At 72.6% G+C, this 21284-nt stretch carries 21 protein-coding genes; 14 read left to right on the top strand and 7 right to left on the bottom strand.

Translation table 11 applies throughout. The features are described from left to right. Window positions 1-233 precede the first annotated feature (233 nt). The 7 genes from ABD080_RS01510 to ABD080_RS01480 all read left to right on the top strand — a co-directional run bounded on the left by ABD080_RS01510 (window position 234) and on the right by ABD080_RS01480 (window position 7156). Complete coding sequence (locus ABD080_RS01510; protein ID WP_417281879.1) at window positions 234-3044, top strand: FtsK/SpoIIIE family DNA translocase; 2811 nt, start codon at window positions 234-236, stop codon at window positions 3042-3044. Window positions 3045-3105: 61 nt separating this feature from the next. After that, on the top strand, window positions 3106-3693 hold the full coding sequence (gene pgsA / locus ABD080_RS01505; RefSeq protein ID WP_137771252.1) for a CDP-diacylglycerol--glycerol-3-phosphate 3-phosphatidyltransferase: 588 nt from the start codon (window positions 3106-3108) through the stop codon (window positions 3691-3693). A 4-nt stretch (window positions 3694-3697) separates the two neighbouring features. Beyond that, window positions 3698-4210 carry a CinA family protein gene (locus tag ABD080_RS01500; protein WP_137771251.1) on the top strand — a complete coding sequence of 171 codons (513 nt, stop codon included), beginning with the start codon at window positions 3698-3700 and terminating at the stop codon, window positions 4208-4210. Between the two features lie 272 nt (window positions 4211-4482). Beyond that, window positions 4483-4782 carry a helix-turn-helix domain-containing protein gene (locus ABD080_RS01495; RefSeq protein WP_103384859.1) on the top strand — a complete coding sequence of 100 codons (300 nt, stop codon included), beginning with the start codon at window positions 4483-4485 and terminating at the stop codon, window positions 4780-4782. A gap of 1 nt (window position 4783) precedes the next feature. Next, complete coding sequence (locus ABD080_RS01490) at window positions 4784-5008, top strand: DUF3046 domain-containing protein (protein ID WP_137771250.1); 225 nt, start codon at window positions 4784-4786, stop codon at window positions 5006-5008. 297 nt (window positions 5009-5305) lie between these two features. Beyond that, the gene (gene recA / locus ABD080_RS01485; protein ID WP_137771249.1) at window positions 5306-6418 is read left to right on the top strand and encodes a recombinase RecA; all 1113 of its coding nucleotides are present in this window, start codon (window positions 5306-5308) and stop codon (window positions 6416-6418) included. A gap of 3 nt (window positions 6419-6421) precedes the next feature. Then, entirely contained in the window at window positions 6422-7156 is a 735-nt protein-coding gene (locus ABD080_RS01480) for a regulatory protein RecX (RefSeq protein ID WP_137771248.1), read from the top strand. 77 nt (window positions 7157-7233) lie between these two features. Here ABD080_RS01480 and ABD080_RS01475 read toward each other — a convergent pair whose 3' ends face one another. The 4 genes from ABD080_RS01475 to ABD080_RS01460 all read right to left on the bottom strand — a co-directional run bounded on the left by ABD080_RS01475 (window position 7234) and on the right by ABD080_RS01460 (window position 10573). After that, the gene (locus tag ABD080_RS01475) at window positions 7234-8100 is read right to left on the bottom strand and encodes an amino acid ABC transporter permease (protein WP_343903389.1); all 867 of its coding nucleotides are present in this window, start codon (window positions 8098-8100) and stop codon (window positions 7234-7236) included. Beyond that, window positions 8097-8744 (bottom strand): amino acid ABC transporter permease, encoded by a 648-nt coding sequence (locus ABD080_RS01470; protein ID WP_137771246.1) that lies wholly within the window; start codon window positions 8742-8744, stop codon window positions 8097-8099. The genes ABD080_RS01475 and ABD080_RS01470 overlap by 4 nt, the downstream gene beginning before the upstream one ends. Window positions 8745-8882: 138 nt before the next feature. Further along, window positions 8883-9758 (bottom strand): glutamate ABC transporter substrate-binding protein, encoded by an 876-nt coding sequence (locus tag ABD080_RS01465; RefSeq protein ID WP_137771245.1) that lies wholly within the window; start codon window positions 9756-9758, stop codon window positions 8883-8885. A 32-nt stretch (window positions 9759-9790) separates the two neighbouring features. Further along, window positions 9791-10573: an amino acid ABC transporter ATP-binding protein gene (locus tag ABD080_RS01460; protein ID WP_137771244.1), complete on the bottom strand. Its 783-nt coding sequence runs from the start codon at window positions 10571-10573 to the stop codon at window positions 9791-9793. A 169-nt stretch (window positions 10574-10742) separates the two neighbouring features. On the opposite strand from ABD080_RS01460, the gene miaB reads away from it, so the two are divergent. Continuing rightward, the gene (miaB, locus tag ABD080_RS01455) at window positions 10743-12302 is read left to right on the top strand and encodes a tRNA (N6-isopentenyl adenosine(37)-C2)-methylthiotransferase MiaB (RefSeq protein ID WP_137771243.1); all 1560 of its coding nucleotides are present in this window, start codon (window positions 10743-10745) and stop codon (window positions 12300-12302) included. Between the two features lie 68 nt (window positions 12303-12370). Here the strand turns inward: miaB and ABD080_RS01450 are convergent, their stop codons facing one another. Next, window positions 12371-12856 (bottom strand): YbjN domain-containing protein, encoded by a 486-nt coding sequence (locus ABD080_RS01450; RefSeq protein WP_240811143.1) that lies wholly within the window; start codon window positions 12854-12856, stop codon window positions 12371-12373. Between the two features lie 156 nt (window positions 12857-13012). On the opposite strand from ABD080_RS01450, the gene miaA reads away from it, so the two are divergent. Both miaA and dapF read left to right on the top strand, forming a co-directional pair. Next, complete coding sequence (miaA, locus tag ABD080_RS01445; RefSeq protein ID WP_343903388.1) at window positions 13013-13939, top strand: tRNA (adenosine(37)-N6)-dimethylallyltransferase MiaA; 927 nt, start codon at window positions 13013-13015, stop codon at window positions 13937-13939. A 9-nt stretch (window positions 13940-13948) separates the two neighbouring features. Further along, window positions 13949-14845 carry a diaminopimelate epimerase gene (gene dapF, locus ABD080_RS01440; RefSeq protein ID WP_343903387.1) on the top strand — a complete coding sequence of 299 codons (897 nt, stop codon included), beginning with the start codon at window positions 13949-13951 and terminating at the stop codon, window positions 14843-14845. Between the two features lie 39 nt (window positions 14846-14884). Here dapF and ABD080_RS01435 read toward each other — a convergent pair whose 3' ends face one another. Beyond that, entirely contained in the window at window positions 14885-15499 is a 615-nt protein-coding gene (locus tag ABD080_RS01435) for a class I SAM-dependent methyltransferase (protein ID WP_343903386.1), read from the bottom strand. Between the two features lie 160 nt (window positions 15500-15659). On the opposite strand from ABD080_RS01435, the gene hflX reads away from it, so the two are divergent. Then, complete coding sequence (hflX, locus tag ABD080_RS01430) at window positions 15660-17201, top strand: GTPase HflX (protein WP_343903385.1); 1542 nt, start codon at window positions 15660-15662, stop codon at window positions 17199-17201. A 35-nt stretch (window positions 17202-17236) separates the two neighbouring features. After that, window positions 17237-19252: an ATP-dependent DNA helicase gene (locus ABD080_RS01425; protein WP_343903384.1), complete on the top strand. Its 2016-nt coding sequence runs from the start codon at window positions 17237-17239 to the stop codon at window positions 19250-19252. 159 nt (window positions 19253-19411) lie between these two features. Here ABD080_RS01425 and lexA read toward each other — a convergent pair whose 3' ends face one another. Then, window positions 19412-20122, bottom strand: coding sequence for a transcriptional repressor LexA (lexA, locus tag ABD080_RS01420; protein ID WP_137771237.1), 711 nt, complete (start codon window positions 20120-20122; stop codon window positions 19412-19414). 278 nt (window positions 20123-20400) lie between these two features. Between lexA and ABD080_RS01415 the strand changes: the two genes are divergently transcribed. Together ABD080_RS01415 and nrdR are read left to right on the top strand one after the other, a co-directional pair. Continuing rightward, complete coding sequence (locus ABD080_RS01415; protein ID WP_259360380.1) at window positions 20401-20688, top strand: peptidoglycan-binding protein LysM; 288 nt, start codon at window positions 20401-20403, stop codon at window positions 20686-20688. Window positions 20689-20714: 26 nt separating this feature from the next. Beyond that, window positions 20715-21173 (top strand): transcriptional regulator NrdR, encoded by a 459-nt coding sequence (nrdR, locus tag ABD080_RS01410; RefSeq protein WP_137771235.1) that lies wholly within the window; start codon window positions 20715-20717, stop codon window positions 21171-21173. The last annotated feature ends 111 nt before the right edge of the window (window positions 21174-21284 follow it).

Genomic DNA, 21284 nt, shown 5'->3' with positions numbered 1-21284 from the left:
CAGGTCGAGCAGAGCGTAAGAGGTCGACGGGTCCGCTCTCCTGCGGACCCGTCGGTGATGTCACCGCCCCGCCCTCCCGGGTCCCGGGAGGGCGGGGCGGTAGTCTGTGGGGCATGGCGACACGTACGTCTTCCCCCGCACGTGCGTCGAAAGGCTCCTCGCGGACCGCATCCGCCGGCACGTCCCGGACGTCCGGCGCCGCGGCCTCCGACCCCTCGACGCTTCCCCTGCCGGTGCGCGCAGTGCGCTCCGGCTACCTCGGCACGGCCCGGATGGTCGGCGGCTTGGTCCGCTCGATCGGCGTGGCCCGCTGGGAGGTGCCGCCGGAGCTCCGCCGCGACGGCTACGCCCTGGTGCTCCTGCTCATCGCGGTGCTCGTCGCGGTCGTCGAGTGGTGGAGCGCCGAGGGTCCCGTCCTCGGCGCTGTGCACACGGTCGTCGCGGGCACCTTCGGCATCGCCTCGATGGTGATCCCGCTGCTGGCGCTCGGCTGGTCGCTGCGCATGTTCCGCCGCCCGGACCACGTCCGCGCGAACACGCGCATCGTGCTCGGCGTCGCCCTGCTGCTCACGGCGATCGCCGCGATCTCCGCGGTCTCGGCGCGGCTGCCCGCCCCGGCGGACGGCGTCGACGCCCTCGCCCGCGGCGGCGGCGTGCTCGGCTACCTGGCCGCGGCGCCGCTCATCGCGCTGCTGCCGCCGGTCGCGGTCGTCGTCCTGTACTCCGTGCTCATCTTCTTCGGCGTGCTCGTCCTCACGGCGACGCCGGTCGAGGCGATCCCCTCGCGCCTGCGCGGCGTCTACGACGTGCTCGTCGGCCGCAGCGCCGAGGAGGACGAGGAGCGCGCCGCCTTCGGCCTGCGCCCCCGCCGCGTCGATCCGGAGGTCCACGAGCAGCCCACGACCGCGCAGGCCGCGGGCCGCACGCGCCGCCGCTCCCGCAAGGAGAAGGACGCCGAGGAGCAGGCGCGGATCGAGGCCGAGCGCGACCACGACGGCTTCGGCTACGCGGGCGACGAGGCCTTCGAGCAGGGCGTCGCCGAGGAGAAGGCCGCCGCCGGCAGCAGGCGCAAGCGCCGCGGCGGCAAGGCCCCGAAGGACTCCACCGAGGTCTTCGACGTGGTCGAGGAGGAGAACCAGCGCACGAAGTCGTTCCCGAGCGGCGGCGCCGACGACGGTGCCCCCCGGGCCGGGGAGTCCGGCCGCAAGGTCCCCACGAGCGCTGCGGAGAAGGTCGCCGCCGCGGCGGCCGCGCCGGTCGCCCCGGCGCGCTCGGCCACGGCGGAGGCTCCGGAGGCCCAGGAGCCCGACCTCGTGCACCCGCCGATGGGTGATCTGCCCCGGGCGGGGGAGCAGCTCGAGCTCGCCGGCGACATCGTCTACACGCTCCCCGAGTCGACCTTCCTGCTCGAGGGCCCGCCCCACAAGACGCGCTCCGAGGCGAACGACCACGTCGTCGCCGCGCTCGGCGAGGTCTTCGAGCAGTTCAACGTCAACGCCGAGGTCGTGGGCTTCACCCGCGGTCCGACGGTCACGCGCTACGAGGTGGAGCTCGCCCCGGGCACCAAGGTCGAGAAGGTCACGGCCCTCGACAAGAACATCTCCTACGCCGTCGCCAGCGCCGACGTCCGCATCCTCTCGCCGATCCCCGGCAAGAAGGCCATCGGCATCGAGATCCCCAATGCGGACCGCGAGACGGTCGCGCTCGGCGACGTGCTGCGCAGCCAGGTCGCCCACCGCAACGAGCACCCGCTCGTGATGGGCGTCGGCAAGGACGTCGAGGGCGGCTACGTGGTCGCGAACCTCGCGAAGATGCCCCACCTGCTCGTCGCGGGCGCCACCGGCGCCGGCAAGTCGAGCTTCGTGAACTCCATGATCACCTCGATCCTCATGCGCGCCACGCCGGAGGAGGTCCGGATGGTGCTCGTGGACCCCAAGCGCGTGGAGCTCACGATCTACGAGGGCATCCCGCACCTCATCACCCCGATCATCACGAACCCGAAGAAGGCCGCGGAGGCCCTCGAGTGGGTCGTGCGGGAGATGGACGCGCGCTACGACGACCTCGCGGCGTTCGGGTACAAGCACATCGACGACTTCAACAAGGCCGTCCGCTCCGGGGAGCTCACCGTGCCCCCGGGCAGCGAGCGCAAGATCGCGCCGTACCCGTACCTGCTGGTCGTGGTCGACGAGCTCGCGGACCTCATGATGGTCGCCCCGCGGGACGTGGAGGCGTCGATCCAGCGGATCACGCAGCTCGCGCGCGCCGCCGGCATCCACCTGATCCTCGCGACCCAGCGTCCGTCGGTGGACGTCGTCACCGGCATCATCAAGGCGAACGTGCCCAGCCGGCTCGCCTTCGCGACCTCGTCGCTGCAGGACTCCCGCGTCATCCTGGACACCCCGGGTGCGGAGAAGCTCATCGGTCAGGGCGACGCCCTGTTCCACCCGATGGGCAAGTCCAAGCCGATGCGCGTCCAGGGCGCGTGGGTCAACGAGTCGGAGATCCACAAGGTCGTCGACCACGTCAAGAACCAGATGAAGCCGACGTACCGCGAGGACGTCGTCGTCGCGACGACGAAGAAGAAGGTCGACGACGACATCGGCGACGATCTCGAGGTGCTGCTGCAGGCGGCGGAGCTCGTGGTCACCACGCAGTTCGGCTCGACCTCCATGCTCCAGCGCAAGATGCGGGTGGGCTTCGCGAAGGCGGGCCGGCTCATGGACCTGCTCGAGTCCCGCGAGATCGTGGGCCCGTCGGAGGGCTCCAAGGCGCGTGACGTGCTCGTGCACCCGGACGATCTCGCCGGCGCGCTCGCCCGCATCCGCGGCGAGGACGAGCCCTCCGCGGCCGGCGGGGGCTCCGAGCCCTACGACGACGGCGCCGCCGAGGTCGGGACCGAGGAGCCGGCTCGCCCCGGCGAGGGCGGTGGGGACCGCTACGGCTCGGACCCGCTCTCGCACGAGGACGCGGACGTCGCGACCGACTACTACGACGACGCGGACGACTCCGAGACCGAGGACGCCTGGCAGCTGACCGGCCGCTGAGCATCCTCCCGTCCCTCCTGTCCCACCCCACCCGCCCGCACCTCGACCTCCCGGAGCAGCCATGACCACCCCCGCCGCGCCCGTCCCGCTGTGGAACATCGCCAACATCCTCACGATGGTGCGGTGCGTGATGGTGCCCGTCTTCGTCGTGGTCGCCGCGCTCTACCCCGAGTCGGTGGGCGGCCGCTCGCTCGCGGCGGCGATCTTCGTGGTCGCGATGATCACCGACTTCCTGGACGGGTACCTCGCCCGGAGCCGGAACCTCATCACGGACTTCGGCAAGATCGTGGACCCGATCGCGGACAAGGCGATGACCGGCGCCGCCTTCGTCATGCTGTCGGTCTGGGACTACGTCCCGTGGTGGATGACGATCCTGATCCTGGTGCGCGAGTTCGGCATCACGATCATGCGCTTCACGATCCTCAAGTACGGGGCGCTCCCCGCGAACATGGCGGGCAAGGCGAAGACGATGATGCAGTCCATCGCGATCACCTTCTGCCTGCTGCCCTTCGAGCTGCTGTGGTCGCCCGCCCGCTGGATCGGGCTCGCGCTCGTGACGATCGCCTTCGTGCTGACGATCTGGTCGGGTCTGGTGAACCTCAAGGACGGCCTGCGCCTGCGCCGCGAGGCGCTCGAGAGCGGGGCCTGATCCCATGTCGACACCTCGCACGGACGCCGGGTCGGTTCCCGGTGCGGACGTCATCGCGGTCATCGATGCGGCGCGCGCCCAGGGCGTGCAGCTCGCCACGGCGGAGTCGCTCACCGCGGGGGCGGTCGTCGCCCGGCTGGTGGACGTGCCGGGCGCGAGCGCGGTCGTCGCCGGGGGAGCGGCCACCTACTCCTACGCGGCGAAGTCGCGGGTGCTCGCTGTGGACCCGGCGGAGCTCTCCGCCCGCGGCGCCGTCAGCGCGGAGGTCGCGCGGGAGATGGCGGCGGGAGCGCTCGAGCTCTTCGCCGCTGATCTCGCCGTCGCGACCACCGGTGTGGCCGGCCCGGGCGCGGACGAGCGCGGGGTCGGGGCGGGGACCGTGTGGATCGGTCTGGCGCGTCGCGGCTCCGCACCGGTGGCGGAGCTGGTGATGCTCGACGGAGATCGGCCGACGGTGCGCGCCGCGGCGGTGGACGCCGCGATCGCCGCTCTCGCGGGGGCGCTCGGCCTGGGCTGACCGTCCGTCCGAACCCGCCGCGCGCCCGACCGACCCCGATCGGGCACGACCGCTCCGCGGGCGCCGATGTCACGATCGTCCACATGCCCGGGTATTCCCAGGGGGCGTGGGAGCTCGCCCACTACACTCTGGGGAACACTCGACGGGGCAGCGACGTTGTGGAGATCGTGATGACTTCCATGACACCGATGACCCCGATCGCCCGGGCCGCTTCCGCGAAGCCGGCTCCGGGAGTGCTGACCGTGCATGACGCGAAGAAGGGAGGCAAGGCCATGGTCCTGTTCCGCCAGGAGCTCGGGGACGTCCTGCGCGACGCCCGCCGCTCCCAGGGTCGCACCCTGCGACAGGTGTCCTCCGATGCCCGGGTCTCGCTGGGCTACCTCAGCGAGATCGAGCGCGGGCAGAAGGAGGCCTCGAGCGAGCTGCTGCACTCGGTGACCGACGCGCTCGGCCTCCCGCTGTCCTTCGTGCTGCGTGAGGTCTCCGACCGCATCGCGGTGGCCGAGGGGGTCGCGGTGCCGGACACGGTCCCCGCCGAGCTCTCCGACGAGCCGCTGGTCGGCGCCCACTGAGGTGCGGCGCAGCGAGTTCGCCGAGCTGGCCGATCACGTGTTCGGCCCGACGTTGGCGCGCACCTACACCCGGGACCTCGTGCTCGAGGAGGTCGGCGGTCTGACAGCCGAGCAGGCCCTCGAGGCGGGGCGTCCCGTGCGCGCGGTCTGGACCGCGCTGTGCGATGCGATGGACGTGCCCGAGGGCTCCCGCTGGGAGGTGCCGCCGGCGGTCCGCCGGCGCTGAGCGGCAGGAGCGGCGCGGCATCGTCCTCCCGCTCCTCGGCGCAGCACCGGCACGGGGAGCGGCCCGGACCCGCCGTGAGCGCGGGGGACACCCGGCGACACGCCGCCGCCACTGTTCGCTTCGAACGAGTGTTCGGGTATCGTGAGGCCCGACGGTTCCCGCCACCGTCGTCGTTCCTCCCCATGGCACCTCGGTCCACAGGTCGCCACGAGGGGCACGGCGTTTGTCCGGCGGCCCGCCTACTGTGGCCGCAACGGTCACGCCGCCGGCCCCCGGCCACTCGGAAGGAAAGCCCCCATGGCAGTTCAGAAGTCCGCACCGAAGTCCGCATCCAAGGATCGCGGCACCTCCCTCGACAACGCCCTCGCGCAGATCGACCGTCAGTTCGGCAAGGGCTCGATCATGCGCCTGGGCGACGACACCCGCCCTCCGGTCGAGGTCATCCCGACCGGCGCGGTCGCGCTGGACGCCGCCCTCGGCATCGGCGGCCTGCCCCGTGGTCGCATCGTGGAGATCTACGGCCCGGAGTCCTCGGGCAAGACGACCGTGGCGCTCCACGCGGTCGCGAACGCCCAGCGCAACGGCGGCATCGCCGCCTTCATCGACGCCGAGCACGCCCTGGACCCGGAGTACGCGAAGAAGCTCGGCGTGGACACCGACGCCCTGCTCGTCTCCCAGCCGGACACGGGTGAGCAGGCCCTCGAGATCACGGACATGCTGATCCGCTCCGGCGCCCTCGACATCGTGGTCATCGACTCCGTCGCGGCGCTCGTGCCGAAGGCGGAGATCGAGGGCGAGATGGGCGACTCGCACGTCGGCCTCCAGGCCCGGCTAATGTCCCAGGCGCTGCGCAAGCTCACCGGCGCGCTCGCCGCCTCCGGCACCACCGCGATCTTCATCAACCAGCTCCGCGAGAAGATCGGCGTGTTCTTCGGCAGCCCGGAGACCACCACGGGCGGCAAGGCGCTGAAGTTCTACGCCTCGGTGCGCATGGACATCCGCCGCATCGAGACCCTCAAGCAGGGCCAGGACGCGGTCGGCAACCGCACGCGCGTCAAGGTCGTGAAGAACAAGATGGCCCCACCCTTCAAGCAGGCCGAGTTCGACATCCTCTACGGCGAGGGCATCTCCCGTGAGGGCGGGCTCATCGACCTCGGTGTGGAGCACGGCGTGGTCCGCAAGTCCGGCGCCTGGTTCACCTACGAGGGTGATCAGCTGGGCCAGGGCAAGGAGAACGCCCGTCAGTTCCTCAAGGACAACACGGATCTCGCCGCGGAGATCGAGGAGAAGATCCTGCGCACGCTGGGCGTGGGCAAGTACGCGACGGAGCAGGCTCCCGCGGAGGATCTGGACGCGGAGCTCCCCGGCGAGGGCGACTTCCTCGACGAGGACGTCCCCGCCGCCATCTGATCGATGCCCCTGTCCACCGAGCACGACGGGCACGGCGCCCCGGAGCAGCAGGATCCGCGCGGATCCGCTCCAGGCGACGTGCCCGTCGCGCTGTCCCCGGCCGGCGCGCAGGGGCGCGAGCGCTCGGCGGTCCAGGAACGGCTGGCGCGTCGCACGCAGGAGATCCTCGAGCGCCCCCGGCCCGAGCAGGATCCCGACCGCGCCGAGCGCGAGAAGGCGGTCATGCGCGAGTGCCGCTACCTCATGCGGCTGCTGGCCACGCGCCGCCGCTCCCGCGGGGAGATGCTCGAGCGCCTTGAGCGCCGTGAGGTCCCCGGGTCCGTCACGCACGAGGTGATGGCCCGCATCGAGCGGGCGGACCTCGTGGACGACCGCGCCTTCGCCCACGAATGGGTGCGTCAGCGACGGGAGCTGCGCAGCCTGGGGGACCGGGCCCTGCGACGGGAGCTCGAGCAGCGCCACGTCGACGGGGAGCTCATCGAGGAGGCGCTCCGCGCCGGCGGCGCGGGCCGAGGTCCCGAGGGGGACCCGGTGAGCGGTGAGGAGGAGCGCTGCCGGGAGCTCGTGCGCTCCCGGCTCGGGGAGCGGGATCTCGAGCGGCTCGCCGCCGATCGCGACGGCAGCCAGCGACGACGCCTGTCCCGCCGACTCGATGCCCTGCTCACCCGCAAGGGCTACCCGGGGGACCTCGCCGTGCAGGTCATCTCGAGCGAGCTGCGCCGCGCCTCCGGCCGCTGAGCCCGCCGGGCTCGCGGGGCAAGCCGGCCGCTGAACCCGCGGAGCGGGCAGCTACTGGAGTCCCGGATGCCGCCGGCTCAGACCTCGACGGTCGGCGTGCCCACCACGACGGGCGCACGGCGCCGCCGGCCGCTGCGTCGCTGCGCCCACACCGCGAGCCGCGAGAGCAGCACGTTCAGCGTCACGTACACCGCCGCGCCCACGGTGAGCAGGGGCAGCAGGTACGAGGCGTTCGTGAGGGCGTCGGCCACCCGGCTGATCGACCGCAGCAGCTCCGCGTAGGAGACGATGTAGCCCAGCGAGGAGTCCTTGACGAGCACCACGCCCTGCGCGATGAGGGAGGGCAGCATCATCCGCACCGCCTGCGGCAGCTGCACGTCGCGGTAGGTGAGCGCGGGCCCCATGCCGAGGGACTCCGCGGCCTCCGTCTGCCCTCGGGGAAGGGCGGCGATGCCGGCGCGCAGGATCTCGGCGAAGACCGCCGCGTTGTACATGACCAGACCGAATACGACCGCCATGAGCGGCGTCGAGCCGGGGATCACGAGGATCGCGAAGAACATCATGAGCACCACGGGCAGCCCGCGGCACACCTCGATGACGCCGATCGCGAGCCAGCGCACCGGGAGCAGGTGCGAGGTGCGCAGGGACACGAGCACCACGGCGAGCACGGCGGCGAGCGGGAGGGCGATGACCGCGGCGAGCAGGGTAGCTCCGAGGCCGCGGAACACCGCCTGCCACACGTGCTTCGTCTCGTAGCCGGCGAAGTTCATCGGCACGTCCCACAGCACGCGCCAGCGGTCGTCGAACACGCCGTTCGCGGCGAGACGGGAGACGGCGACCGCGGCCGCGGCGAGGACCACCACGGTGAGCACCACCGAGATGATGCGGCTGCGTCGGCGCTCGGCGGGGCCGGCGACGTCGTACAGGACGGGTCCGCTGCTCATCGGGCGAACGCCACCTTCCGTTCGATGCCCGCGGCGAGACGCCCCAGGGGAATGCAGATGATCAGGTAGCACAGGGCGACGCCCGCGAGGATGCCCAGCACGTCACCGGAGTGGACGTTGGTCAGGCGCCGGGACATGGCGAACAGCTCGAGCACGCTGAAGGCGCCCGCGACGGAGGTGTTCTTCACGAGCGCGATGAGCACGTTGATGAGCGGCGGGATCGCGGTGCGGAAGGCCTGCGGGAGCACGACGATCGCGAGGTTCTGACCGAAGGACATGCCGAGCGAGCGGGCCGCCTCCGCCTGGCCGACCCCGACCGAGTTGATGCCCGAGCGCACCGCCTCCGCGACGAAGGCGGAGGTGTAGGAGCTCAGCGCGATGATCGCCGCGGCCTTGTACTCGAGCGTGAAGCCCATCGACGGGGTCACGAAGACGTAGAAGAAGAAGACGATCGTCAGCGGGGTGTTGCGCAGGAACTCCGTGTAGAGCGTCGCGACGGTGCGCAGGGGCAGGTAGGGGGAGACGCGGAGACCCGCGACGACCGTGCCGACGACGAGCGCGATCGCACCGGAGACGGCGGCGAGCATCAGCGTGGTGCTGAACGCCTGCCACAGCAGGTCGTGCTCGAGCAGGAGGCTGCGCATGCGGGGGCTCCTCGGGGCGGGAAGGGGCGCCGGTCAGGTCACGAGGACCGGGCCGGCGCCCGGGACGATGGCGGTGAGGTCGGGGTGACGCGGGCGGGCGCCGGCGCCGGGCGGGCGCGCGGGGCCGCCCGGGCGGCTTCAGTAGCGGTCGATCTCCGGCGGGTCCGGGGTGGGCAGCACCGCGCCGGCGGTCTCCTCCCAGGCCTTGGCCCAGCTGCCGTCGTCGTAGGCGGCCTGGAGGGTGTCGTTGACGAAGGTGCGGAAGTCGTCGTCGCCCTTCTTCAGGCCGATGCCGTAGGGCTCCTCGGTGAAGGTGGCGCCGTCACCCACGAGCTTGAGCTCCTCCTTGTTCGCGGCGACGAAGCCCGCGAGGATCACGTTGTCCGTGGTGACGGCGTCGACCTGGCCGTTGGTGAGCGCCGTGACGCAGTTGGAGTAGGTGTCGAAGGTCGAGAGCTCCGCCTCGGGGTGGTTGTCGGTCATGTACTGCGCGGGGGTGGAGCCCTCCACGGAGGCGACCTTCTTGCCCTCGAGGGTGTCCTCGCCGGTGATGTCCTCGTTGTCCTTCGTGACCATGAGCGCCTGGCCGGCCACGTAGTAGGGGCCCGCGAAGTCCACGACCTCCTTGCGGGTGTCGTTGATCGTGTAGGTCGCGACGACGAGGTCGACCTTGCCGTTCTCGATGAAGGGCTCGCGGTTCGCGGAGACCGTCTCGACCCATTCGATGGACTTCTTCTCGATGCCGAGGGCGGCGGCGATCAGCGTGCCGATCTCGACGTCGAAGCCGGCGGGGGTGCCGTCCGGCCCGGCCTGCCCGAACAGCGGCTGGTCGAACTTGGTGCCGATGGTGATCTTGCCGGCGTCGGCGAGCTTCTTCATGGTCGAGCCGTCGGCGAAGGTGGCGTCCTCGGCGACCGCGGGCTCGTCGGAGGAGGATCCGCCGCAGGCGGCGAGGGCGATCGCGGCGGCGAGTCCGGCGCCGCCGGTGAGGAGGAGTCGTCGGCTGGTGGTCATGGCATGCTCCTTGGCGGTCGGGAGGGGGGTCATCAGTGCTGCAGGATCTTCGCGAGGAAGTCCTGGGCGCGCTCGGTGCGGGGGTGGGCGAAGAAGTCCTCCGGCGGGGCGACCTCGAGGATCCGCCCGGCGTCCATGAAGACGACGCGATCTGCGGTGCGGCGGGCGAAGCCCATCTCGTGGGTCACGACGATCATGGTCATGCCGTCCTTCGCGAGCCCCGTCATGACCTCGATGACCTCGTTGATCATCTCGGGGTCCAGGGCGGAGGTGGGCTCGTCGAAGAGCATGACCTTGGGAGCCATGGCGAGGGATCGGGCGATCGCGACGCGCTGCTGCTGGCCGCCGGAGAGCTGGGCGGGGAGCTTCCGGGCCTGGTCGGCGACGCCGACCCGCTCGAGCAGCTCCATGGCGCGGGCCTCCGCCTCCTTGCGCGGCACCTTCTTCACCTTGATCGGGGCGACGGTGACGTTCTCGAGCACCGTCTTGTGGGCGAAGAGGTTGAAGGACTGGAACACCATGCCGACCTCGGAGCGCAGGCGCGCGAGTCCGGGGCCGGAGGTGGGCAGCGGCTCGCCGTCGATGCGGATCTCGCCCTCGTCGATCGTCTCGAGCCGGTTGATGGTGCGGCACAGCGTCGACTTGCCCGAGCCGGAGGGGCCGAGCACCACGACCACCTCGCCGGCGGCGACGCTCAGGTCGACGTCCTTCAGCACGTGGAGGTCGCCGAAGTGCTTCTGGACGCCCTCCACCGCGACGAGGGGGCGTGCGCCCGGGCTCCCGGCAGGCGGGAGCGCGGATGTGGTCTGGGTCATGTGCTGCACCGTAGACCGCTCCGCGGTGGGCCGCCGGGCGGACCGGGGACTGTCACCCCATCGTGACCTGCGCCGGCCGGCTGCGCGGGCGTGATCTCCCTCCGAACCCGCCCGTCGGGGCGCCGTCGACCCGCGCCGGGCGCCCCGCCCGCCGTACCCTGGGACCACCATGAGCACGCAGCAGATCGACCCGGCGCCGCGCGGCACCTATCAGGTGCGCACCTTCGGCTGCCAGATGAACGTCCACGACTCCGAGCGCCTGACCGGCCTCCTCGAGGAGGCCGGCTACGCGGCCGCGCCCGCCGATGCCGACGCCAAGCGCGGGGAGGTCGACGTCGTCGTCTTCAACACCTGCGCGGTGCGCGAGAACGCGGACAACAAGCTCTACGGCAACCTCGGCGCGCTGCGCCCCGCGAAGCGCGCCAACCCCCGCATGCGGATCGCCGTGGGCGGCTGCCTCGCCCAGAAGGACCGCTCGAGCATCGTGGACCGCGCCCCCTGGGTGGACGTCGTCTTCGGCACCCACAACATCGGCTCCCTGCCCACGCTCCTGGACCGGGCCGCGCACCGCCGCGAGGCGCAGGTGGAGATCCTCGAGTCCCTCGACGTCTTCCCCTCGACCCTGCCCACGCGCCGCGAGTCCTCCTACGCCGCCTGGGTCTCGATCTCCGTGGGCTGCAACAACACCTGCACCTTCTGCATCGTCCCCTCGCTGCGCGGCACCGAGAAGGACCGCCGGCCCGGGGACGTGCTCGCCGAGGTGCGCGACGTCGTCGAGGCGGGTGCCGTCGAGGTGACCCTCCTGGGGCAGAACGTGAACTCCTACGGCGTCGAGTTCGGGGACCGGGGCGCCTTCGCGAAGCTCCTGCGCGCGTGCGGGGACGTCGAGGGCCTCGAGCGGGTCCGCTTCACCTCGCCCCATCCCGCGATGTTCACCGACGACGTCATCGACGCGATGGCGGAGACCCCCAACGTCATGCCGCAGCTGCACATGCCGCTGCAGTCCGGCTCCGACGACGTCCTGCGCCGCATGCGCCGCTCCTACCGGAGCCGGAGATTCCTCGGGATCCTCGAGCGGGTCCGGCACCGCATCCCGGAGGCCGCCATCACGACGGACATCATCGTCGGCTTCCCCGGGGAGACGGAGGAGGACTTCGCGCGCACCCTCGAGGTCGTCGAGGAGAGCCGCTTCGCGAGCGCCTTCACCTTCCAATACTCGATCCGCCCCGGGACGCCCGCCGCGACCATGGAGGACCAGGTCCCCAAGGAGGTCGTCCAGGAGCGCTACGAGCGTCTCGTCGCCCTCCAGGACCGCATCACCTTCGAGGAGAACCGCACCCGCGAGGGCAAGGTCGTCGAGGTGCTCGTCGCCGAGGGCGAGGGGGACCGCGACGCGGAGACCCATCGCCTCTCCGGCCGCTCCCGCGACCATCGGCTCGTGCACCTCGCGCTGCCGTCGGACCTCCCCGAGGCGCAGCGCCCGCGCCCCGGGGACATGGTCACGACGACGATCACCCGTGCGGCGCCCTTCTACCTGCTCGCGGACTCCGCCCTCGAGGCCCCGCTCGCGCAGCTGACCCCGGAGCAGTTCTCGGTGCGCCGCACCCGCTCGGGGGACCTCTGGGAGCAGGGCGCCCTGGGGCTCGACGCGACCTGCGGCACGGGCCACGGCGGCGGGGGAGCGGGCGGGCCGGTCACCCTGGGCATGCCCTCCCTGCGCCGCGGCTGACGCCACCCCGGACGTGAGGACGGCCGGCACCCCGCGGGGTGCCGGCCGTCGTCATGCGTGGTGAGGGATCAGCCGTCGAGGTCGTCGAGCTCGGCGCCGAGGCGGTCCTCGAGGCTGTGGAAGAAGGCGATGACGGTGCTCAGCCCGCAGGTGAGCGCGCTGTCGACCTGGGCGTCGAGGGCGCCCGCGCGGAAGTCCGCGGCGAGCTCGCCGTAGACGCCGAGCAGGCCCTCGGACTCACGCCGCACGTAGACCTTGGGCCACACGCGGTTCATGTTCCACTCGTTGCAGAGCTTGATCATCTGCACCTTGCGGGACATGTCCACGCTGTGGTTCCAGCGCCCGCGGGTCTGCAGGACGCCGTGGTCCTCGCCGCTGAGCATGAACTGGAAGCGGTAGTCGTCGAAGCGCGCCCGGAGGATCTCGGGATGCGCCTCGTCCTCCACATAGGCGTAGCCGTGGCGGGTCAGCGCCTGCTGCACCCGCTGCAGGGACATCGGCGTCAGGCCCTCGGCCGAGTCCGCCAGCAGGCGGTCCTCGTTCGCGGTAGTCACGTGCACCTCGGTGGTCTCGCTCGGGAACGGTGGAGCCCCGGTGCCGGGGCGGGCCTCACCCTACCCCGTCCCCTGCAAGAAGGCCCGACCGCCCGACGTGATCCCGCTGACCCCTCGACGAGCTCGCCCTCGGACCCGGCGGATAGGGTGCTCGCCATGGAGAACGCCCCGCTGATCGCGATCGTCGGCGCGACCGCGACGGGCAAGTCCGACCTCGCGATCGCGCTCGCCCGGCATCTGGACGCCGAGGTCGTCAACGCGGACGCCCTGCAGCTGTACCGCGGCATGGACATCGGCACCGCGAAGGTCCCCCCGGCGGAGCGGCTCGGTGTGCCCCATCACCAGTTCAACGTGCTCGACGTGACGGAGGAGGCGAGCGTCTCCGCGTACCAGGCCGCCGCCCGGGCGGACCTCGCGGCGATCCGTGACCGGGGGCGGGTGCCGATCCTCGTGGGCGGCTCCGGTCTCTACGTGCGCGCCGTCCTCGACGACCTCGAGTTCCCGCCCACCGATCCGGAGGTCCGCGCCCGCTGGGAGCGCCGCGCGGAGGAGATCGGCGCCCCGGCCCTCCACGAGGAGCTCGCCCGACGGGACCCCGGGGCGGCGAGCAGCATCGGTCCCGGGGACGTGCGGAGGATCGTGCGGGCCCTCGAGGTGGGCGAGCTCACCGGACGTCCCTTCGCCGCCTTCCTCCCACGGCCCCTGCACCGGGACCCCTCGACGGTGCAGATCGGGCTGCGGCAGGACCGCGCCGCGCTGCACGGGCGGATCGCGCGGAGGGTGGACGGCATGCTCGCGGCGGGGCTGCTCGAGGAGGTCGCCGCGCTGCGCGAGCTCGGCCTGGACCGCGGGGTCACGGCGCGGCGCGCGATCGGCTACGAGCAGGGGCTCGCCGTGCTCGACGGGACGATGACCATCGAGCAGGCGCGGGAGTCCACGGTGGTCGGCACGCGGCGGCTCGTGCGCAAGCAGGACACCTGGTTCCACCGCGACGTACGGGTGCGCTGGATCGACGGTGCCGATCCGGCGGCGGGGCGAGCGCTGGATCACGTGCTCGAGGACGCCCTCGCCGCGCTGGCCTAGGCTCGGACCATGAGCACTCCTGCGCCGCACGGACGGTCCACCCCCGCGGGTCCGCGCCTCCCCGAGGGGCTCCGCTTCTCCAAGGGCCACGGCACCCGCAACGACTTCGTGCTGCTGGACGACCCCGACGGCGCGATCGACCTGGACTCGGCCGCGGTCGCGGCCCTCGCGGACCGGCGCTCCGGGGTGGGCGGCGACGGCGTGATCCGCGCGGTGCGCACGCGCGCGGCCGGGGTCGACGCCCCCGCGGACGCCCCCGAGTGGTTCATGGACTACCGCAACGCCGACGGCTCGATCGCCGAGATGTGCGGCAACGGGGTGCGCGTGGTCGCTGCCTTCCTGCGCCGCGAGGGGCACGTGCGCGAGGACCGCTTCCCGCTCTGGACCCGCGCGGGCGTGCGCACCGTCGAGGTGCTCGCCGACCCGACGCCGGAGGAGCCCGCCTGGCGCGTGCGCGTCGGCATGGGCGAGGCGGGGATCTCCCGGACGGGCCGCACTGTCCACGTCGCGGGCCACGACCTCGAGGTCACCGACGTCGACATGGGCAATCCGCATGCCGTCGCGTTCCTCCCCGAGGGCGTCGCCCTCGAGGACCTCGACCTCACACACCGGCCGGGGCTCTCCCCGGAGCCGGAGCACGGCGCGAACATCGAGCTCGTGGTCACGCGCGGTGAGCGGCACGTGGCGATGCGCGTCCACGAGCGCGGGGTGGGGGAGACCGAGTCCTGCGGGACGGGCGTCGCCGCCACGGCGGTCGCGGCCGCCCTGCGCGCGGGGGACGACTCCCGCCTGCCGTGGCGGGTCGACGTGCCCGGCGGCTCCCTCGAGGTGGGCTGGACCGATCAGGGCGAGGTCACGCTCGCCGGCGCCGCCGAGATCGTCGCCGACGGCACCCTGCTCCTCTGAGCCGCGCGGGTCCGGGGCGACCGGTTCCCTCGGGCCGTCTCAGCGGGCGGGCCCCACCTCGAGGACCCGGAAGCCCTTGGCGCTCGCGACCTTGGCGACCTCGCGGCCCGGCAGCTGCTCGCCGAGCCACCGGGCCAGCGGGTCCGCACCGAGTTTTTTCCCCACCACCATCGCCGCGGTGCCCTCGGGGGTGAGGCGGCCGATCCACGTCAGCAGCAGCGCGTGGAGGGCCTCCTTGCCGATCCGGATCGGCGGGTTCGACCAGATCGCGTCGAGGGTGAGGCCGTCAGGGACCTCCTCGGGCGCGATGACGCGCACGTTCCCCAGCCCGAGGCTCGCCGCGTTCTCCGCCGTGAGGTCGCGGGCGCGCTTCGAGACGTCGACCGCCCACACCTCGGCGTCCGGGTGCAGCAGCGCCGCCGTGAGCGTGATCGGGCCCCAGCCGCAGCCGAGGTCCAGCAGCCGGGCGCCGGGCGGCACGGGGGTGATCTCGTCGAGCCGCGCGAGCATCACCGCCGTGGCCTTGTCCAGGCCGTGCCCGCTGAACACGGAGGAGCTCGAGACCAGGTGCCGCTCCTCGCCGGCGAGGCTCACCCGCAGCGGGAAGCGGGTGTCCTCGGTCGAGGGGGAGGGGGAGAAGTAGTGCTCGTCCACCCCGGCAGGATACGGAGGCCCGCGCCGGCGTGCGGCGAGCTCGGCGCCGGGGCGGGTGCGCCGTGGGCAAAATCCCTCGACCCCGGCGCGGGGGCGTGGGATTCTGGGACGACCCGGTGCCGCCGGGCCCCTGTCGTCCCCCATGAGGAGATCCCTGAACGTGCCCATCGCCTTCCATCCCGATTCCGAGCCCGACACCGACGTCGTGCCGAGCAGCGCCCCGGGAGCAGAAGCCGCCGAGAGCACGATCCCGGGCTCCCGCACCCGTGACCCGCTGACCGAGCGCATCCTCGCCCGCGGCGACGCCTCCGTCTCGTCGGTCACCTACGACTCCTCGACCGACGGGGACCAGCTCGACCTCGCGGACCGCCATGCCCTGCGCCGCGTCGCCGGGCTGCGCACGGACATCGAGGACGTCACCGAGGTCGAGTACCGCCAGCTGCGCCTCGAGCGCGTGGTCCTCGCGGGCCTCTACACCTCCGGCGACGTGGCGGAGGCGGAGAACAGCCTGCGCGAGCTCGCCGCGCTCGCCGAGACGGCGGGCTCCGAGGTGCTCGAGGGCGTCATGCAGCGCCGTGCCCATCCCGATCCCGCGACCTTCCTGGGCCGCGGCAAGGCCGCCGAGCTCGCCGAGGTCGTCACCGAGGTCGGCGCGGACACGGTCATCGCCGACGGCGAGCTGGCCCCCAGCCAGCGCCGCGCCCTCGAGGACATCGTCAAGGTGAAGGTCGTGGACCGCACCGCGCTCATCCTCGACATCTTCGCCCAGCACGCCAAGTCCCGCGAGGGCAAGGCGCAGGTGGAGCTCGCGCAGCTCGAGTACCTGCTGCCGCGGCTGCGCGGCTGGGGCGACTCCATGTCGCGTCAGGCCGGAGGGCGCGTCGCCGCGGGCGGCGCGGGCATGGGGTCCCGCGGCCCCGGCGAGACGAAGATCGAGCTGGATCGCCGTCGCATCCGCGACCGCATGTCCAAGCTGCGCCGCGAGATCAAGGCCATGGCCCCGGGGCGCGAGGCGCAGCGCGCGGACCGCCACCGCAACCTCGTCCCCTCGGTCGCGATCGCCGGCTACACCAACGCCGGGAAGTCCTCCCTGCTCAACCGGCTCACCGGGGCGGGCGTGCTCGTCGAGAACGCGCTGTTCGCGACGCTGGACCCGACGGTCCGGCGCACCCGGACCCCGGACGGCCGCGAGTACACCTATGCGGACACGGTGGGCTTCGTGCGGCACCTGCCCACGCAGCTCATCGAGGCCTTCCGCTCGACGCTCGAGGAGGTCGGCGATGCGGACCTCCTGCTCCACGTCGTCGACGCGTCCCACCCGGACCCGGAGGGCCAGATCCGCGCCGTGCGCACCGTGCTCGGCGAGATCGAGGGCTTCGACGTGCCCGAGATCGTCGTGCTGAACAAGGCCGACATCGCCGCCCCGGAGACCCTCGCTCGGATCCGCTCCCAGGTGGGGCTCTCCGCGGTGGTCTCCGCCCGCACGGGCGCCGGCATCGAGAAGCTGCGCGATCTCATCGCGGAGCACCTGCCCCGTCCCGCCGTCGAGGTGGACCTCGTGGTGCCCTACTCGCGGGGCGACCTGATCTCGCGGGCGCACGACACGGGGGAGGTGCTGGGTGAGGAGCATCTCGCCGAGGGCACCCACCTGCACGCCCGTGTCGACGAGGCGCTCGCCGCGGAGCTGCGCGGCGCGGCCTGAGCCGGAGCGCGGGGGCGCGCGGATACCCTGATCCGATGACCGCAGCCCCCGCCTCCGAGGCCTCCGTCGCCTCCCTGTCCACCCTGATGGAGGCGGCCGTCGGGGCCATCGGCGGCAGTCCCCGCGAGGGGCAGTCCGCGATGGCGGAGGCCGTCGACACGGCCATGCGGGGACAGCGCCATCTGCTCGTCCAGGCGGGCACCGGCACCGGCAAGTCCCTCGCCTATCTGGTCCCCGCCCTGCGGCACGCCGTGACCTCGGGGCGCCCGGTCGTCGTCTCCACGGCGACGATCGCTCTGCAGACCCAGCTCATCCGCAAGGACCTCCCGCGGATCGTCGACGCGCTCGCCCCGCACCTCCCGCGCACGCCCACCTTCGCCCTGCTCAAGGGGCGCGGGAACTACCTGTGCCGGCACAAGATGGACGGCGGCTACCCCGTCGAGGATCCCGGCTCCCTCTTCTCCGAGGCCGCGGTGGATCCCGCTTCCGGCGCGAGCGAACGGCTCGGGGACCAGGTGCGGCGACTGCGCGCCTGGGCGGAGGAGACGGAGACGGGTGACCGCGACAGCCTCGAGGACCCGGTCTCCGACCGCGCCTGGCGTCAGGTCTCCGTGCTCGGCAACCAGTGCCTCGGCCAGACCTGCCCGATGGTCGGGTCCTGCTTCGCCGAGCGCAGCCGCGAGATCGCGAAGGAGGTCGACGTCATCGTCACGAACCATGCGCTGCTCGCGATCGACGCCTTCGACGGCCACGGGATCATCCCCGAGCACGACGTGGTCGTCTTCGACGAGGCCCACGACCTCACCTCCCGCGTCACCGGCGCCGTCACCGAGGTGCTCGTCCCCGGCATGGTGCGGGGGACCGTGCGCGACCTCCGGGGTCTGGGCATGGCCGCGACCGCGCTCGACGACGCCGGCGACGAGCTGCGCGAGGCCCTCGCGCTCGTCCCCGACGGGCGGGTGATCGGGGACCTCCCGGAGCGCCTCGCCGATGCGATCGAGCAGCTTCGCGTCCAGGCCCGCACCGCCCACACCGACGCCAAGGACGCGGGGGACGAGGGCGTGGTCGGCACGGCCGGCGCGCGCAAGGCGGTGCGCTCGAGCCTGCAGGAGATCATCGACGTCTGCGAGCGTCTCCTGGACCCGGCGGAGGACGACGTCGTCTCCGTCTCCCACTCGCCCGTCACCGGGCGCTCGAGCGTGCAGGTCGCGCCGCTGAGCGTCGCGCTCGCGATGCGCGGGGCGATCCTCGAGCACCGCACGGCCGTGCTCGCCTCCGCGACCCTCGCCCTGGGCGGCCGCTTCGAGCCGCCCGCAGGGGAGGTGGGGCTCGCGCGCGCGGCACGCACCGGGGTGGACGAGGTCCCCTCCCGGGAGGACCACGGCGCCTGGGCGGGCCTCGACGTGGGAAGCCCGTTCGCCTACCGCCGCCAGGGCATCCTCTACACGGCCGCGCATCTGCCGCGGCCGGGCCGCGAGGGGCCGAGCATCGAGATGCTCGACCATCTGACCGAGCTCGTGGAGGCCTCCCACGGCGGTGCGCTGTGCCTGTTCTCCTCCCGCCGGGGCGCGGAGCTCGCCGCGGAGCACGTGCGCGCCCGGCTCGACCTCCCCATCGGCGTGCAGGGGGAGGACTCGATGGGGAACCTCGTGCGGGACTTCCGGGAGGACCCGGACACGAGCCTCTTCGGCACCCTCACCCTGTGGCAGGGCGTGGACGTCGCCGGTCAGGCCTGCCGCCTGGTGACGATCGACCGCATCCCGTTCCCGCGCCCGGACGATCCGCTGACGGCTGCGCGCCAGGAGCGCGTGGACCAGCGGGGGAGCAGCGGCTTCATGGCGGTCTCCGTGCAGCATGCGGCGCTGCTCATGGCGCAGGGCGCCGGCCGGCTGATCCGCACGCAGGAGGACCGCGGCATGGTCGCCGTGCTCGACCCGCGGCTGGCGACGGCCCGCTACGGGCAGGTGCTGAGGGCGGCGATGCCTCCGCTGTGGCCCACCCAGGACCCGCGCGTCGCAGTCGACGCGCTGAGGCGGCTCAGCGCGTCCTGAGCCTCGCGGTACGACGGCCCCGTGGCGTGACGGACGCTGAGCCCAGCGGGTACTGAACCGGAGGGGCCTGAGCTGGCTGGGACTCGGCCGGCGGAAGCCCGTGCGGTGGGGTCTGGGCCGACGGTACCCGAGCCGGTGGGGTCTGGGCCCAGCGCGACCTCAGACCGCACGGAGGACGGCGACGACCTTGCCGAGGATCTCGGCGGCGTCGCCGAGGATCGGCGTGAATGCCGGGTTGTGCGGCATGAGCCAGATGTGGCCGTCCCGCTGGGCGAACGTCTTGACGGTCGCCTCGCCGTCGATCATCGCGGCGACGATCTCGCCTTTCTCCGCCGTGGGCTGCGAGCGGACCACGACCCAGTCGCCGTCGCAGATCGCCGCGTCGATCATCGACTCGCCGACCACCTGCAGCAGGAAGAGGTCGCCGTCGCCGACGAGCCGCTCGGGCAGCGTGAAGACGTCCTCGACCTGCTCATGCGCGGTGATGGGGACGCCTGCGGCGATCCGTCCCACGAGCGGCACGGGCACGGAGGGGCCGGCCATGACCTCGGCGGGATCGGCCTCCTGCTCGGGGGCGCCGTCCTCCCCGGGCATGACGACCTCCATCGCGCGGGGGCTGCGGGGGTCGCGACGCAGGAATCCCTTGCGCTCGAGCACCTGGAGCTGGTGGGAGACCGAGGAGGACGAGGTGAGTCCCACGGCGTCGCCGATCTCCCGGATGGTGGGCGGGTAGCCGCGCGAGCGCAGCGACGCGGTGATGGTCTCCAGCACGAGCCGCTGGCGACGGGAGAGCGCGGCCGTGGCCTCGGACGGCGACTCCTCGCGCAGGCGGCGGAGCGGCTCGGGTCGGGACGGGATGCTCGGCGACATCGGGCGGTCCTCCTGGCTTCGTCTGTCTGACCCTCGCGGTTCGGTGGTCGTGTCACCCAGGGTAGGTCGGCCGGGAGCGAACTCCAAACATGTGTTCGAGTTTTCTCTTGCGTGTCGTGACGGTCTGCCCTAGAGTCGCACACAGATTCGATCGAACAGGAGTTCGTAAGATGCATACTCGTCAGGCCACCGTCACCGCTCTTCCCCTGCGTGGCACCTCTTCTGTCGCCCGTCCCGCTCGTGCAGGTGTTCGACTGGAGGTCACCCGTCGGGGCCGCATGCTCGTCACCGCGATCGCCTTCCTCCTCGGGCTGGCCGTCGCCGCCCTCGCCCTGCTCGTCCTCGACGTCCCCTCCGCCCTCGCGGGTGACGGGGCCGACGGCGAGCGGACGGTCACCGTGGCCGCCGGCGACGACCTCTGGTCCTACGCCGATCTCTACGCCCCCGAGGGCATGAGCGACGCCGACTTCGTCACCGAGGTCCGCGCGCTCAACGAGCTCCCCACCCCGCGCCTCACGCAGGGCCAGGAGATCGTGCTGCCCGCCGCGGATCCCGCCGGGCGCTGATCCCCCGGGCCAGGTACCCTGGCCCGATGCACTGCCCGTACTGCCGTCATCCCGATTCGAGGGTCGTCGACTCGCGCACGTCCGACGACGGCGGCACGATCCGGCGCCGGCGCCAGTGCCCCCAGTGCTCCCGCCGCTTCTCCACCACGGAGACGGCCTCGCTCTCCGTGCTCAAGCGATCCGGGGTGAGCGAGCCCTTCAGCCGGGCGAAGGTCATCTCCGGCGTGCGCAAGGCCTGCCAGGGTCGTCCCGTCTCCGACGATCAGCTCGCCGTCCTCGCGCAGCGCGTCGAGGAGGACATCCGTGGATCGGGCCAGGCGGAGATCGACGCCCACGGCGTCGGGCTCGCAATCCTGCAGCCGCTCCAGGAGCTGGACCTCGTGGCCTACCTCCGCTTCGCGAGCGTGTACCAGGGGTTCGAGTCCCTCGACGACTTCGAGGCGGCGATCCGTCGGCTTCGCGACGAAGGTCCGGCCTCGTCCTGAGACTCGTCCACCATGTGGTGGATTGTGGTCAGGAGACTCCCAGGGTGTGCGTAAGATAGCCCCCGTGCGCTCGCGCGGCGCACATCTGATCGGCGGTCGTGGAGGGGAAGC

Origin of the sequence: Brachybacterium rhamnosum, assembly GCF_039526185.1 — a bacterium.
GTDB classification, from domain to species: Bacteria; Actinomycetota; Actinomycetes; order Actinomycetales; family Dermabacteraceae; genus Brachybacterium; species Brachybacterium rhamnosum.
The sequence above is the reverse complement of the archived record's forward strand: the minus strand, read 5'-3'. Positions and strand labels throughout refer to the sequence as shown.

Bases quoted from the DNA above. Each gene is read 5' to 3' on its own strand.
- ABD080_RS01465 (WP_137771245.1), bottom strand. From the start codon at position 9,758: ATGACCACCAGCCGACGACTCCTCCTCACCGGCGGCGCCGGACTCGCC.
- ABD080_RS01415 (WP_259360380.1), top strand. From the start codon at position 20,401: ATGCTCGTCACCGCGATCGCCTTCCTCCTCGGGCTGGCCGTCGCCGCC.
- ABD080_RS01460 (WP_137771244.1), bottom strand. From the start codon at position 10,573: ATGACCCAGACCACATCCGCGCTCCCGCCTGCCGGGAGCCCGGGCGCA.
- recA (WP_137771249.1), top strand. From the start codon at position 5,306: ATGGCAGTTCAGAAGTCCGCACCGAAGTCCGCATCCAAGGATCGCGGC.
- ABD080_RS01480 (WP_137771248.1), top strand. From the start codon at position 6,422: ATGCCCCTGTCCACCGAGCACGACGGGCACGGCGCCCCGGAGCAGCAG.
- ABD080_RS01475 (WP_343903389.1), bottom strand. From the start codon at position 8,100: ATGAGCAGCGGACCCGTCCTGTACGACGTCGCCGGCCCCGCCGAGCGC.
- ABD080_RS01425 (WP_343903384.1), top strand. From the start codon at position 17,237: ATGACCGCAGCCCCCGCCTCCGAGGCCTCCGTCGCCTCCCTGTCCACC.
- miaB (WP_137771243.1), top strand. From the start codon at position 10,743: ATGAGCACGCAGCAGATCGACCCGGCGCCGCGCGGCACCTATCAGGTG.
- dapF (WP_343903387.1), top strand. From the start codon at position 13,949: ATGAGCACTCCTGCGCCGCACGGACGGTCCACCCCCGCGGGTCCGCGC.
- pgsA (WP_137771252.1), top strand. From the start codon at position 3,106: ATGACCACCCCCGCCGCGCCCGTCCCGCTGTGGAACATCGCCAACATC.
- nrdR (WP_137771235.1), top strand. From the start codon at position 20,715: ATGCACTGCCCGTACTGCCGTCATCCCGATTCGAGGGTCGTCGACTCG.
- lexA (WP_137771237.1), bottom strand. From the start codon at position 20,122: ATGTCGCCGAGCATCCCGTCCCGACCCGAGCCGCTCCGCCGCCTGCGC.
- miaA (WP_343903388.1), top strand. From the start codon at position 13,013: ATGGAGAACGCCCCGCTGATCGCGATCGTCGGCGCGACCGCGACGGGC.
- ABD080_RS01495 (WP_103384859.1), top strand. From the start codon at position 4,483: ATGGTCCTGTTCCGCCAGGAGCTCGGGGACGTCCTGCGCGACGCCCGC.
- ABD080_RS01500 (WP_137771251.1), top strand. From the start codon at position 3,698: ATGTCGACACCTCGCACGGACGCCGGGTCGGTTCCCGGTGCGGACGTC.
- ABD080_RS01470 (WP_137771246.1), bottom strand. From the start codon at position 8,744: ATGCGCAGCCTCCTGCTCGAGCACGACCTGCTGTGGCAGGCGTTCAGC.